Here is a 14162-nt window from a genome sequence, read left to right as displayed (position 1 = left end):
GCAACCCCGCGTTCTCGAATCAGGCAAAGGTTTCATGGTTTCTGTCGTCGCAGTTCAGCAGGAGGGAAACGCCTCCATCGTCGCCGGCCTGAGTCCGGAAGACAGCGCACGCGTGCTGGAGGCGCTGGCTTTCGTCGAGCCGATCTATCGCGGCAAGCCGATCACCTCGGGGCAGGATGCGCTGGCCTTCGTGCAGGGCGTGGCCGGCGTGCTGACGGCGCTCAATGTCGATGCCGAGACGCGCATCGCCGGCCTGCTGTTCGAGTTGCATCTGCTCGACCTCGATGTTGCGGCGACGATTGAAGAGCGTTACGGCAAGGATATCGGCGACCTCGTCGCCGGCGTGCGCCAGCTGATGCGTTTCCATGGCCTGACCTTCCAGCAGCCGCAGGAAGTCTTGCGCGGCAAGAACGCGGCGCAACAGGCTGCGGCGCAGATCGAAACGCTGCGCAAGATGCTGCTGGCAATGGCCTCCGACATGCGCGTGGTGCTGGTGCGCCTGGCCTCGCGCGTGACGACCTTGCGCTACTTCGCCGAGAACAAGATGGAGAACGAGACCACCGCGCAATATGCGCGCGAGACGTTCGATCTCTATGCGCCGCTGGCCAATCGCCTCGGCATCTGGCAGCTCAAATGGGAGCTGGAGGATTTGTCCTTCCGCTTCATCGAGCCGGTCACCTACAAGCGCATCGCCAAGATGCTGGAAGAGAAGCGCATCGAGCGCGCCGAGTTCGTCGCCACCGCCATCGAGCGCCTGCGCACCGAGCTGACCGCCGCCGAGATCAAGGCGGAAGTCTCGGGTCGCCCCAAGCACATCTACAGCATCTGGAACAAGATGCGCGGCAAGTCCATCGATTTTTCCGAGCTGTACGACGTGCGCGCCTTCCGCGTCATCGTCGACGACATCAAGGATTGCTACACCGTGCTCGGCATCATCCACAATATCTGGGTGCCGATTCCCAAGGAGTTCGACGATTACATTTCGCGGCCCAAGCAAAACGGCTATCAGTCCCTGCACACGGTGGTGGTGGCTGAAGACGGCCGTCCGCTGGAAGTGCAGATCCGCACGCGCGAGATGCACCACTTCGCCGAATACGGCGTGGCGGCGCACTGGCGCTACAAGGAAAGCGGCGGCTCCAATTTTGCTGCGCAGAAGTATGACGAAAAGATCGCCTGGCTGCGCCAGCTGCTGGCATGGAAGAGCGAAGTATCAGACGCCGTCGTGGAGCAGGAAGAAGTGCGCCGCGACTGGGTCGAAAAGCTCAAGTCCACCACGCTCGACGAGCGCATCTACGTATTGACGCCGCAAGCGCGCGTGATCGAATTGCCGAGCGGCGCCACGCCGATCGATTTCGCCTACCACCTGCACAGCGACGTCGGCCATCGCTGCCGCGGCGCGCGCGTCGACGGCGTCATGGTGCCGCTGAATACGCCGCTGAAGAACGGTCAGACCGTCGAGATCATCACCGTCAAGAGCGGCCCCGGCGTCGGTCCGTCGCGCGACTGGCTGAGCACCGGTTATGCCGCCAGTTCGCGCACGCGCTCCAAGGTGCGCGCCTGGTTCAATGCCATCGAACAGGAAGAGACGCTGGCGCACGGCCGCACCGTGCTGGAAAAAACACTGCAGCGCGAAGGCAAGACTGCCGTCAACCTGGAAGAACTGGCGCACAAGCTCGGCTTCGGCAAGGTCGACGATCTGTGCCTGTCGCTGGGCAAGGACGAGTTCAGCCCGCGCCAGATCGAGCAGATGCTGCATGAAGGCGAAGAGGGTAAGGAGAATCGGCAGACCGAACCCGACGAAGCCTCCATCACGCGCAAGAGCCGCGCCTCCAGCGTGGTGCAGGGCGCCAAGTCCGGCGTGCTGGTGGTCGGCACCGAAGGCCTGATGACGCAGCTGGCGCGTTGCTGCAAACCGGCGCCGCCGGATACCATCGTCGGCTTCGTCACGCGCGGCAAGGGCGTGTCGATTCATCGGCTGACCTGCAAGAATTTCACCGAGATGAGCAGCAAGGCGCCCGAACGCGTCATCCAGACCGAATGGGGCGCCTCCGGCAAGGATACGGTCTATCCGGTGGACATCTTTGTGCTGGCCGGCGACCGCCAGGGTTTGCTGCGCGATATTTCGGAAATCTTCCTGCGCGAAAAAATCAACGTCATCGGCGTCAGCACGCAAAGCATGAAGGGGCAGGCGCGCATGGGCTTCACCGCCGAGATCGGTTCAACCGCGCAATTGCAGAAGGCGCTGACCGTGATTCGCGAAGTGAAGGGCGTGCTGGAAGCCAGGCGGCAGTAGGGATTGCGGGCGGTTGCGTGATTTTCGGAAAGCTGCCGAAGAAGGTTTTCTAAAAAACTTTTCGCCAGGGCTAGCCAAAAATAAAAAATGCCCCTATAATCTCGCTTCTTCACTAGGCGCGTAGCTCAGCTGGTTAGAGCACTACCTTGACATGGTAGGGGTCGTTGGTTCGAGTCCAATCGTGCCTACCAATATTCTTGATGTTGTCGAATATTGGTATCGAAGCAGGCAGTTATCGTAACTGAGGCTTCGTAAAAACAGCATCAAAAGCAAAATCATCAATGGAAGCGCAGTCCCGGCTTCCATTTTTGCTTTTTGTCTTCCGGATTTCTCCTCTTTTTCCGCGTTCGTTTTTTCTCCGCCAAAAAAAAGCCACCGCAAGCGATGGCCCTCAGCGACAACTTTCCAACTGTTTTTATTGATTATTCGTATTCCCCGCAGGCGCTTCGTTCGCGACCGGCGGCGCCGGCACGTTCAGCACCGCGTCGCGCTTGTCCAGCAGATGCTGGCGCAGGATCGCGGCCAGGCGTTTGCCGTCGCGCGCTTCCAGCGCCTTGACCATTTCGTCGTGATCGTGGGCGGCGCTGTCCCATTTCTCCGGGCGGAAGTTCGACTTGAAGCGTAGCGCTTGCAGGCGGCGGTTCAGGCCGAGGTAAGTCTGGTGCAGCACCGAGTTGCGCGCGGCTTCGTTGATCTTGTTGTGGATCGTCTGGTTGCGGCTGTAATAGCCGGGCAAGTCGTTCTGCGCCTTGCAGGCCAGCATGGCGTAGTGCAGCGCCTTGATCTCGGCGACTTCCACCGGCGTGATGCGTTCGCACGCCAGCTCGCCGGACATCGCTTCCAGGCCGCTCATCAGTTCAAAGGTCTCCCGGATCTCGGTCTCGGTCATCTTCGACACCGAGGCGCCGCGATTGGGCGAGATGTCGATCAGGCCTTCCGCAGCCAATACCTTCAATGCTTCGCGCAGCGGCGTGCGTGAAATGCCCAGCGTTTCACACAGTTCGCGTTCGTTCAGTTTGGTGCCGGGCATCAGCACCGCTTCCACGATCAGGTTGCGCAAATGCTCCACGACAGTGTCGTGCAGGCGCTGGCGCTCCAGTTTCGGAAGGGCCGCAGGGATGATTTGTTTCTCGCTCTGGTCGAGCTTATTGGTCAATTCAATGGCTGAATTTTGCATTCAAAATCCTTAATTTGCTGCTTCCCGCTATTTTAGCATCCAACGCTTCATTGCAAAAATACCAGCTTTCCTGTGTTGTATGAATGAAAAATATTGCCTTCAAATGTGCTTATGTGATTCCAAGTCTCTCTATATACAGGATTTTATCAAAATCGCCGTCTGACTCTGTACCAGGAGTAAGGACTGCAACGATCAAAAAATCCTTTACCTCTCTGAATCTCGCTGATAAAGTATTTTGCATTCAAAATACAAAATTCGATAAAAGATCAATTTCTAGAGACGAATTTCAAAGGAGAAGTAAATGTTAAAACTCGACTTTCATCCAGCCGGCCGTCATTTCCTGCAAATCCCTGGTCCGAGCCCTGTGCCTGATCGCATCCTGCGCGCCATGAGCTTGCCGACCATCGACCATCGCGGCCCGGAATTCGGTGCGCTGGGCTTGCAGGTGCTGGCCGGCATCAAGAAGATTTTCAAGACCGAGCAGCCGGTCATCATCTATCCGGCGTCCGGTACCGGCGCCTGGGAAGCGGCGCTGACCAACACCCTGAGCGCGGGCGACACCGTGCTGATGTACGAGACCGGCCACTTCGCCACGCTATGGAAGAAGATGGCCGAAGCGCTCGGCCTGAAGCCGGAGTTCCTCGGCTTGCCCGGTATCGAAGGCTGGCGCCGCGGCGTGCAGGCGGATCTGATCGAAGAACGCCTGCGCAAGGACAGCGGACATCAGATCAAGGCGGTGTGCGTGGTGCATAACGAAACCTCGACCGGCGTGACTTCCGACATCGCGTCGGTGCGCAAGGCCATCGACGCCGCCGGCCATCCGGCGCTGCTGCTGGTGGACACGATCTCCGGCCTGGCGTCGGCGGATTATCGTCATGACGAGTGGGGCGTGGACGTGACCGTGTCCGGTTCGCAAAAGGGCCTGATGCTGCCGCCGGGCATCAGCTTCAATGCCGTCTCGAAGAAGGCCGTTGAAGCAAGTAAATCCTCCAGGTTGCCGAAAGCCTTCTGGGGCTGGAGCGAAATCATCGAGATGAACGCCACCGGCTATTGGCCGTACACACCCAACACCAATCTGCTGTACGGCTTGCATGAAGCGTTGGAGATGATTCTGGGCGAAGGCCTGGACAACGTCTTCGCGCGTCATGAACGTCTGGCTGAAGCCTGCCGCCAGGCTGTCACGGCCTGGGGTCTGGAGATCCAGTGCGCCGATCCGGCCGTGTATTCGCCGGTGCTGACGGGCGTGATGACGCCGGCAGGTTTCGACGCCGACGCGATCCGCAAAGTGATCTACGAGAACTTCAACATGTCCCTCGGCACCGGCCTCGGCAAGATGAAGGGCGGCATGTTCCGCATCGGCCACCTCGGTGAAGCCAACGACCTGACGCTGATGGCGACGCTGGCCGGCTGCGAAATGGGGCTGAAGCTGGCGGGCGTCAAGCTGGCCGGCAGCGGCGTACAGGCGGCGATGGACAACCTGACCGCGAAGAAGAACAAGCCGGCGCTGAAAGTCGCCTGATCAGTTGAGCCGTCAGGCATGGCAAAAGAAAAAGCAATAACGGAGGAAAGAACGCCGGTGCAGACCTTCTGCAAGGACTGCACCGGCAACGTGGATCAATAACGAAAGACCGGTGCAGCAACACCCCGCAGAGGAATCGAAACCACAGGTTTCACGGCGCGCCGGCGCACCAATAATGGAGACAAAGCAATGAGACACCTGCGCTTGCGCGCGACTACGGTCGTGCTATTGATGTTATGCATGATGTATTTCATCACCTACCTTGATCGCGTCAATGTCAGTACCGCCGCGGCCGGTTTTGCCAAGGAATTCAACCTCTCGAAAACGGAAATCGGTCTGGTCTTTTCCGCCTTCGCCTATCCGTATTTAGTATTTCAGATCATCGGCGGCTGGGTCAGCGACAAGTTCGGCGCGCGCCGCACGCTGATCTATTGCGGCTTGCTGTGGGCGCTGGCGACGGTGCTGACCGGTTTCGCCGGCGGCCTGGTGTCGCTGCTGCTGGCGCGTTTGCTGCTCGGTCTCGGCGAGGGCGCGACCTTCCCGGCGGCGACCACGGCGATGTCGCGCTGGGTGGCAAAAGACAAGCGCGGCTTCGCCCAGGGCATCACCCATGCCTTCGCACGGATCGGCAATGCGGTGGCGCCGGCGGCGGTGGTGTGGATCATGGCCGAACATGGCTGGCGCGAATCGTTCTACATCTTCGGCGCATTCAGCCTGGTGTGGGTGATCGTGTGGGCCTTCGTGTTCACGGAAGATCCGGCCAAGCATCCGCGCATCACCGCGGAAGAACTGGAGGTCCTGCCGCCCGGCAAAAAGACGAGCCCGAAGATTCCATGGGGCCCGCTGTTCAAGCGCATGATGCCGGTGACCATCGTCTACTTCTGCTACGGCTGGACCTTGTGGCTGTTCCTGAGCTGGATCCCGCAATACTTCCTGCACAGCTATGACCTCGACATCAAGAAATCGGCGCTGTTCGCTTCCAGCGTGTTCTTCGCCGGCGTGGTGGGCGATACCCTGGGCGGCATCGTCAGCGACAAGATCCTGAGAAACACCGGCAACCTCAAGCGCGCCCGCAGCTACATGGTGTCGGTGTGCATGCTGCTGACCTTGCTGTCGCTGTTGCCGCTGATGTTCACGCACAATCTCTACGTCTCGATCATCAGCCTGAGCGCAGGTTTCTTCTTCGCGGAAATGACGATCGGTCCGATGTGGGCGATTCCGATGGATATCGCGCCGGAATATTCAGGCACCGCCAGCGGCATGATGAACACCGGTTCGGCATTGGCCGCGATCATTTCGCCGGTGCTGTCGGGCTACCTGATCGACAAGACCGGCAACTGGGAACTGCCTTTCCTCGGCAGCATGGTGCTGATGGGCTTCGGTGTGTTGCTGGCGTTCCGCATGCAGCCGGACAGCAAGTTTGAAAACACTGCGCCGGACGCCGGCGGCCAGGCGATCAAGGCGCGCGCCTGATTGAATCAATCCTGGAATGCCGCCGGTGATTTGGGGGCATTCCTGCGCATCATTTTTCGTTTTCGACAGGACTACTCATGCTGGTCAAGCCCATCCATCTGGTTCCGCCGAGTGCGCGGAGCACTGCCGCCGCTACGCCGTTCGCCATGCAATTGCAGCGCGAGATGTGCGGCGAAGTCATGTTCGGCAATGCCGATCGCGGCCGTTACGCCACCGACGCCTCCATCTATCAGATCATGCCGCTGGGCGTGGTCGTGCCGCGCGACCAGGCCGACCTGAAACTGGCGCTGGACATCGCGCGCGAGCATCGCATGCCGGTGCTGGCGCGGGGCGCGGGCACCAGCCAGTGCGGCCAGACCGTTGGCGAAGCGCTGGTCATCGACAACAGCAAATATCTCAACCAGGTCATTGATTTCGATCCGGTCGCGCGCACCATCACGGTCGAACCCGGCATGGTGCTCGACCATCTCAACGCCTGGCTCAAGCCACACGGGCTGTGGTTCCCGGTGGATGTGTCGACGGCGGCGCAATGCACCATCGGCGGCATGTCCGGCAACAATTCCTGCGGCTCGCGCTCGATCGAATACGGCAACATGGTGCATAACGTGATCGCCATTGATGCCGTGCTGGCCGACGGTACCGAAGGCCGGTTCGGTCGCCTGCCCGACATGACGGAGATGCCGGAGATGCCGGGCCGAGGCCGCATCGGCGAGATCGTGCGCGGGTTGCAAGCCATCGCACAGCGCGAGCGCGGCGAAATCGTCGAGCGTGTGCCCAAGGTCCTGCGCCGCGTGGCCGGCTACAACATCGACATCTTCGATTGCCAGAATCCGCGCGCCTACACCGACGACGGCGTCGCCAACCTGGCGCATATCCTGATCGGCTCGGAAGGCACCCTGGCCTATAGCCGCCAGATCACGCTGGCGCTGATGCCGTTGCCGGCGCACAAGGTGCTGGGCGTGGTCAACTTCCCGACCTTCTATCAATCGATGGACATGACCCAGCACATCGTCAAGCTGGGACCGACTGCGGTCGAGCTGGTCGATCGCACCATGATCGATCTGGCGATCAGCAATCCGGCCTTCAGGCCGGTGATCGAGAAAGCGCTGGTCGGTCATCCGGAAGCGATCCTGCTGGTGGAGTTCGCCGGCGAGAATCTCGATCAACAACTCGATAAACTGAAGCTGTTGAGCGAGTTGATGGGCGACCTCGGCTTGCCCGGCTCGGTGGTCGACATGCCCGTCGCCAACGAGCAAAAAGCGCTGTGGGAAGTGCGCAAGGCCGGTCTCAACATCATGATGAGCATGAAGGGCGACGGCAAGCCGGTGTCCTTCATCGAGGACTGCGCCGTGCCGCTGGAACATCTGGCCGAGTACACGCGCCAGCTGACCGAAGTGTTCCACAAATACGGCACCGAAGGCACCTGGTACGCCCACGCCAGTGTTGGCACCTTGCACGTGCGGCCCATCCTCGACATGCGCCGCGGCGGCGCCAAGGACATGCGCGAAATCGCCGAAGCTGCCGCCGGGCTGGTGCGCAAATACAAGGGCGCGTATTCCGGCGAACACGGCGACGGCCTGTGCCGGGGCGAATGGGTCGCGTGGCAGTACGGGCCGAAACTCAACGCTGCCTTCAGCGAGATCAAGGACTTGTTCGATCCGGACAATCGTTTCAATCCGGACAAGATCGTGCGTCCGCCAAAGATGGACGACGCCAGCAACTTCCGCTTCGCTCCCGGTTATCGGGAACTGCCGTACAGTCCGGCGCTGGACTGGTCGCAGTGGAACGTCAAGCGCGATCCATTGACCGGAAAGGAAAGCGCGCCCGGCAGCGGCGGCGATCGTAGCGACGGCCTCGCCAAGCTGGTCGAGATGTGCAACAACAACGGCCATTGCCGCAAGTTCGACGCCGGCACCATGTGCCCCAGCTATCGCGTCACGCACGATGAAAAACATGTCACGCGCGGCCGCGCCAACACCGTGCGGCTGGCGCTGTCCGGCCAGCTCGGCAGCGAAGGGCTGGCCAGTCCCGAGGTCAAGGAAGTGCTGGACCTGTGCGTCTCCTGCAAGGGCTGCAAGCGCGATTGTCCTACCGGCGTCGACATGGCCAAGGTCAAGATCGAAGCACGCGCCGCCTGGGCCGGCAAGAACGGCATCAGCCTGCGCGACAGGCTGATCGCCTACATGCCGGCGTATGCCTCCCATGCCGGCAGCGTCGGCGGAGCGCTGGCGCTGGCCGAAAAGATTCCGGTGATCTCCGGCTGGGTGAAGGGTTTGCTGGGGCTGGCGCCGCAGCGGTCGCTGCCGCGCTTCCGCAAATCGTTTTTGAGCAATGCGCAGCGTGCACCGGCGACAAACGCCGACAAGGAAGTCCTGCTGTTCGTCGACACCTTCAACAACAGCATGGAACCTGAAAATGCCCGCGCCGCGCAGCAAGTGCTGGAGGCTGCCGGTTACAGAGTGCATTTCAACACGCTGCCCGGGCAACGGCCTCTGTGCTGCGGCCGCACTTATCTGGCGGCGGGACTGGTCGATCAGGCCAAGGCGGAGGCGCGCCGCACGCTGGATGCGCTGATGCCGTACGTGCGCCGCGGCATCGCGGTGGTCGGGCTGGAGCCATCCTGCCTGTTGTCTTTGCGTGACGAGTTCTTGAACTATGGCTATGGCGAAGAGGCGCAGCAACTGGCGAAATCGGCTTTCCTGTTTGAAGAATTCCTGGTGCAGGAACACAAGGCCGGCAAGCTCAAGCTCGACCTGAAACCGCTCTCGTCCAACAAGATCGTGCTGCACGGCCACTGCCATCAAAAGGCCTTCGACGCCTTCCGTCCGGTGCCGACCGTGCTGCAATGGATTCCGCAGGCGGAAGTCGCCGTGGTCGAATCATCCTGCTGCGGCATGGCGGGAAGTTTCGGCTATGAAGAGGAGCACTACGAGGCATCGATGGCGATGGCGGAGTTGTCCTTGCTGCCGGCGATACGCCAGGCTGCAGCGGAGGCGATCGTGGTCGCCGACGGCACCAGCTGCCGTCACCAGATTCATGACGGCGCGGGGCGCGAAGCCGTTCACGTGGCCCGCGTGTTGGCGGCGGCCCTGGCAAACTAGGTGATTGCGAGGTGGTTGCCTTGCCCGCCGGCATGTTGTTTCTTTGCGCCGGCGGGGTTGACAGGATTAAATTCTGTGCTATATTGCTAGCTGTTGTCCGGTTTCGTACCGGGGAGCAGGCCGAAAATCAATAAAAAGTGTTCGGTCAGCTTGTGAAGGTTACTCCGCATTACTTCTTCATTTTTGACCTCTTCGGTCATGTCTGTAGCAGCAATTCATCTGTAAATCTTCCCCGATAAGTTTTAAGCGCGTTCGCATGCGGTCGTCATTGTCCGTATGTTCAGTTTTTGGCATGCGTGCCGATATCAGAGCAGATTCACCTTTCGTCGTCGCCACTTTCCAGATAGGACTGGGCGACGGGAATCTTCTCTATTATCCGCATGATGTGGTCAATAGCGGCGGTCTTGCCATTCGTAGTGGCGAGATCATGTGCCGGTGCCGATAACAGAGCGGATTCATAATGCGATGCCACGTTTCAGATAGGATCGGGCGTCGAGAATCTTCTCTCTTATCCGCACACCGGAAGCCCGCTGCAAGCCATTGCCAGTATCTGTGTGCGCTGATAGCAGAGTAGATTCAACTACGGCACCACTTTCCAGATAGGTTGGGGTGCTGGAATCCTCTCAGTTGTCGGCGCGTCATGCGTGCGGATACCAGAGCCGGTTCACCTTTCGCCGGCGCCACTTTCCAGATAGGACTGGGCGCTGGGAGTCAGCTCTGTTATCCGCATGTGATGCGCTTGCCGGTCAGTGTTCATGCTGCGCAGTTTGCGACGGGAGGATGAGCGTCCTTCAGCTCGTTCTGCTTTCAAGCAAGGCTGTACGTTACTCCAGCGACATCTCCACCGGTAGCACCGCCATATCATTTGAAAAAGGCAGCACTGCATCCGGCTTGGCTGCCAGGATTACTCGTCCGAACTCTTCCTGGATATGCGCCAGCGTCCGCGCCGACTCCGCTTCAAATCGCATCACTACCACCGGCGTGGTATTGGAAGCGCGTGCCAAACCAAAGCCACCGGGATACTCAACACGCAAACCGTCGATTTTGATGATTTGCTCCGCTCCCGGGAAATGTGCATCGCGTTGCAGCTTGGCGATCAAGGCGAAATTCTCTCCATCGTTCAACGGCAGCTGTAATTCCGGCGTGCTGACCGACTGCGGCAAGGCATTGAGCAGTGCCGACGGATCGTCTTCGCGGCTGAGTAGCTCCAACAGGCGAGCGCCTGCATAGAGGCCGTCATCGAAACCGTACCAGCGATCCTTAAAGAAGATATGTCCGCTCATTTCACCACCCAGCGGCGCGCCGGTTTCGCGCATCTTGGCCTTGACCAGCGAATGGCCGGTCTTCCACATCAGGGGGTGGCCGCCGTGATGCGCAATCCAGGGGGCCAGATGACTGGTGCATTTAACGTCATAGATAATTTTTCCGCCAGGATGGCGTGTCAGTACGTCGGCAGCAAACAGCATCAGTTGGCGATCCGGGTAAATGATCTGGCCATCTTTGGTGACCACGCCCAGGCGATCACCATCGCCGTCGAAAGCCAATCCCAGTTCTGCATTGGAATGCTGCAAAGTCCGGATCACGTCTTGCAGGTTTTCCGGATGGGCCGGATCGGGATGATGATTGGGAAACCTGCCATCCACTTCGCAGAACAGTTCCCGTACGTCGCAACCAAGTGCGCGATATAACTCGCCGGCAAACGCACCGGCAACGCCGTTGCCGCAATCCACCACAATCTTCATCGGCCGCGCCAGCCTGGCGTCGCCGATGATGCGTTGCAGGTAAGCGTGCCTGATGTCGTGCTGGCGGTAGCTGCCGGACGGCGACGCCGGTGCATCTTGCACACGGCCGCTGCTGATCGCCTGGTACAGCTGTTGAATGGCATCGCCGTAAATCGCCTCGCCGGCAAGCACCATCTTGAAGCCATTGTAGTCCGGCGGATTATGGCTCCCGGTGACCATGATGCCGGATTGCGCACCAAGCACGTGGGTCGCAAAATAGACCATCGGCGTCACTACCACGCCCAGATCAATCACATCAATGCCGGCATCCTGCAAGCCGGCCATCAAGGCGTTACTCAGTTCGGGGCCGGACAAGCGCCCGTCACGGCCGACCACCACTTGCGACTCGCCTTGGTCGCGCACCGCCTGGCCAAACGCCTGGCCTATCTGCCTGGCGACGTCTGCATCCAGCGTGACGCCAACTACACCGCGAATGTCATAGGCTTTGAAGATCGATTGTTGGATAGGAAGCATGATTTCACCATAGGTTATTTGCGTTGATAAATGTCGTCGAGACGCACGATGTCGTCTTCGCCGAGATAACTTCCGGATTGCACTTCAATCAGGTGTAACGGTAATTTCCCCGGGTTTTCCAGCCTGTGCGTGACGCCGACGGGAATATAGGTCGACTCGTTCTCGGTGAGCAATTTCTCCTCGTCACCGCACACGATGCGTGCTGTCCCGCTCACCACCACCCAATGTTCGGCACGATGATGATGCATCTGCAGAGACAGCTTGCCGCCGGGGCTGACGGTAATCCGCTTGACCTGAAAGCGGTTCCCCATGTCGATCGCCTCGTAGCTGCCCCAAGGACGATAGACGAGGCGATGGGTAAGGTGTTCGGTGCGCTGCTGCCTGCCGAGCTCGCCAACGATTTTCTTGACGTGTTGCACTTGATCCTTGTGTGCCACCAGCACCGCATCCTTGGTTTCCACCACCACCACATCCTGCAGTCCCAGCACCGCCACCAGACGGCTTTCCGCCCGTATCAGCGAATCCCGCACCGCGTCCGTGTAGACGTCACCGCGCAGCACGTTACCGTTTTCATCGCCTGCCATGACGGACCACAGCGCCGACCAGGAGCCGACATCATTCCAACCGATGTCGACGGACACCACCGCTGCATTGCGGGTGTGTTCCATCACGGCGTAGTCGATCGATTCGCTGGGGCAGGCAGCGAAAGAAGCCTCGTCCAGGCGGTAAAAATCGAGATCCCGATAGGCAGCGTTGAAAGCCCGTTGGCAGTGCTCTGCGATCAGCGGTCGAAACTCGCGCAACTCCTCCAGATAGCGTTTCGGCTGGAACAAGAACATGCCGCTGTTCCAGCTATAGGCGTTATCCTTGACGAAGGTTTCTGCCGTTGCACGATCAGGTTTTTCGACGAAGCGCTCGACGGCATAGCAGCCAGCCGCGCCGGGTAATTCTCGCCGGCCCCGGAGGATATAGCCGTAGCCAGTTTCCGCCGCAGAGGGAACAATGCCGAAGGTCGCCAATGCACCTTGACGGGCCGCGTGCGTGGCGCATTCGATGGCGGCGCGGAAGGCTTCCGGCTGGCTGATCACGTGATCGGCCGGCAGCACCAGCATCAAGCTGTCGGGGCTCGATTCTTGCGGTGCCGTCGCCGTGGACTGCTCGCGCTCATGCTGCAATAGGTACTGCGCCGCCACGGCCACCGTCGGCGCGGTATTCCTGCCCTCCGGTTCCAGCAAGATCGCCAGCGGTGCAATGCCGATTGCGCGTAGTTGTTCCGCCACCAGGAAGCGATGTTCGTTGCCGCACACCAGCAGCGGCGGCATCAGTTCCGGCCACTTGACCAGACGCAGCAAGGTCTCCTGCAGCATGGAATGCGAGGAGCAAAGCGGCAGCAGCTGTTTGGGATAAGCCTCGCGCGACAGTGGCCACAGGCGTGTGCCGGCTCCTCCAGCAAGAATGACGGGGTATATTCTCATGGTTGAAATCACCTCATGCGAGTCGGCAGAAAAAGCGAGCGTGCGTTAAGTCCGTGTCTGGGGCGGTGCATTTTCTGCGCTGTACCTATGGCACAACAGCAAAAATTTCATGATGTCAACGGTATAGCGTTGCGCCAAGCGCCGTGGTTCGAGAGACAGGCGAAATAGCCACTCAAGACGAATCCGCCGCACCAGTTGCGGCGCGCGCGGTTTTTCTCCGCTCCAGAAGTCGAACAGGGCGCCGACGCTGATCACCACATTGGCATTGAGCGCATCACGGCATGCCAGAATCCATTCTTCTTGTATCGGATTGCCCAATGCCACCAGCACCACATCTGGCCGCGCGCGGTTGATCGAATCAATCAGGACGGCACGGTCCTGGGCCATGCCTGCATAGCCATCGCAGGTGCCGACCACTTCTTGCTTCAACGTAGTGCGGACATGCACGGCGGCCTTGGCCAGCATCTCGGGCCTGCCGCCCAGCATGAACACACGCAACGGCGTCGGGGCATTGGCAAAAAAGCGCGGGACGAAATCTGTGCCGTTCAGATTTTCCTTGAACGTCTGGCGACGGAACAAATAAGCTGCGATATCCATGCCAACGCCGTCATTGACGATGACCACGGGCGTGCTTTTTATCTTTTCCCGCAGGGGATGGCATTGCACGATGAAATTGGTATTTGCAAAAAACAAGCTGGCCTTTTTGTTGAGGCACTTGGTTCGCAGCAGATATCTGGACAACACGGACGAGGTGGTCTTGACTACCGGAAATCCAGCGATGTGGATAAATTTGTTTTCAGACATGATGTACTCCTTCATTGGCAATATCAGCATTGATTCAACAGAGAAAACTCATTTCTAAGACCTGA

The 14162-nt window shown here is 59.6% G+C and carries 8 protein-coding genes and 1 tRNA gene; 5 read left to right on the top strand and 4 right to left on the bottom strand.

The genetic code is table 11. From position 1 onward, the window contains the following. Positions 1–34: 34 nt before the first annotated feature. Both DXT88_RS16650 and DXT88_RS16645 read left to right on the top strand, forming a co-directional pair. Positions 35–2293: a RelA/SpoT family protein gene (locus tag DXT88_RS16650; RefSeq protein WP_265215095.1), complete on the top strand. Its 2259-nt coding sequence runs from the start codon at positions 35–37 to the stop codon at positions 2291–2293. A gap of 114 nt (positions 2294–2407) precedes the next feature. Next, a tRNA-Val gene (locus tag DXT88_RS16645) sits at positions 2408–2484 on the top strand. A gap of 224 nt (positions 2485–2708) precedes the next feature. Here DXT88_RS16645 and DXT88_RS16640 read toward each other — a convergent pair. After that, entirely contained in the window at positions 2709–3470 is a 762-nt protein-coding gene (locus tag DXT88_RS16640; protein ID WP_265215093.1) for a GntR family transcriptional regulator, read from the bottom strand. Positions 3471–3771: 301 nt separating this feature from the next. Between DXT88_RS16640 and DXT88_RS16635 the strand changes: the two genes are divergently transcribed. From DXT88_RS16635 to DXT88_RS16625, 3 genes are all read left to right on the top strand, one after another. After that, entirely contained in the window at positions 3772–4989 is a 1218-nt protein-coding gene (locus DXT88_RS16635; RefSeq protein WP_265215091.1) for a pyridoxal-phosphate-dependent aminotransferase family protein, read from the top strand. A gap of 189 nt (positions 4990–5178) precedes the next feature. Continuing rightward, a complete protein-coding gene (locus DXT88_RS16630) occupies positions 5179–6462 on the top strand; it encodes an MFS transporter (RefSeq protein WP_265215090.1) in 1284 nt (427 codons plus the stop codon). 77 nt (positions 6463–6539) lie between these two features. Beyond that, positions 6540–9563: an FAD-binding and (Fe-S)-binding domain-containing protein gene (locus DXT88_RS16625; protein ID WP_265215088.1), complete on the top strand. Its 3024-nt coding sequence runs from the start codon at positions 6540–6542 to the stop codon at positions 9561–9563. A gap of 824 nt (positions 9564–10387) precedes the next feature. On the opposite strand, the gene DXT88_RS16620 is transcribed toward DXT88_RS16625, so the two are convergent. Genes DXT88_RS16620 through DXT88_RS16610 form a run of 3 tightly spaced genes read right to left on the bottom strand, consistent with a single transcriptional unit; the run spans position 10388 to position 14097 of the window. After that, positions 10388–11818 (bottom strand): phosphomannomutase/phosphoglucomutase, encoded by a 1431-nt coding sequence (locus DXT88_RS16620; RefSeq protein ID WP_265215086.1) that lies wholly within the window; start codon positions 11816–11818, stop codon positions 10388–10390. A 14-nt stretch (positions 11819–11832) separates the two neighbouring features. After that, complete coding sequence (locus DXT88_RS16615; RefSeq protein ID WP_265215085.1) at positions 11833–13293, bottom strand: mannose-1-phosphate guanylyltransferase/mannose-6-phosphate isomerase; 1461 nt, start codon at positions 13291–13293, stop codon at positions 11833–11835. 45 nt (positions 13294–13338) lie between these two features. Further along, a complete protein-coding gene (locus DXT88_RS16610) occupies positions 13339–14097 on the bottom strand; it encodes a WecB/TagA/CpsF family glycosyltransferase (protein WP_040503354.1) in 759 nt (252 codons plus the stop codon). Between the last annotated feature and the right edge of the window lie 65 nt (positions 14098–14162).

Source organism: Herbaspirillum lusitanum, from assembly GCF_026127345.1.
Taxonomy (GTDB): domain Bacteria; phylum Pseudomonadota; class Gammaproteobacteria; order Burkholderiales; family Burkholderiaceae_D; genus Herbaspirillum; species Herbaspirillum lusitanum.
This window is presented reverse-complemented; position numbering and strand designations above follow the sequence as displayed.

Excerpts from the sequence above, each read along its gene's own strand:
- DXT88_RS16620 (WP_265215086.1), bottom strand. The coding sequence starts at position 11,818 with ATGCTTCCTATCCAACAATCGATCTTCAAAGCCTATGACATTCGCGGT.
- DXT88_RS16625 (WP_265215088.1), top strand. The coding sequence starts at position 6,540 with ATGCTGGTCAAGCCCATCCATCTGGTTCCGCCGAGTGCGCGGAGCACT.
- DXT88_RS16640 (WP_265215093.1), bottom strand. The coding sequence starts at position 3,470 with ATGCAAAATTCAGCCATTGAATTGACCAATAAGCTCGACCAGAGCGAG.
- DXT88_RS16630 (WP_265215090.1), top strand. The coding sequence starts at position 5,179 with ATGAGACACCTGCGCTTGCGCGCGACTACGGTCGTGCTATTGATGTTA.
- DXT88_RS16635 (WP_265215091.1), top strand. The coding sequence starts at position 3,772 with ATGTTAAAACTCGACTTTCATCCAGCCGGCCGTCATTTCCTGCAAATC.
- DXT88_RS16610 (WP_040503354.1), bottom strand. The coding sequence starts at position 14,097 with ATGTCTGAAAACAAATTTATCCACATCGCTGGATTTCCGGTAGTCAAG.
- DXT88_RS16650 (WP_265215095.1), top strand. The coding sequence starts at position 35 with ATGGTTTCTGTCGTCGCAGTTCAGCAGGAGGGAAACGCCTCCATCGTC.
- DXT88_RS16615 (WP_265215085.1), bottom strand. The coding sequence starts at position 13,293 with ATGAGAATATACCCCGTCATTCTTGCTGGAGGAGCCGGCACACGCCTG.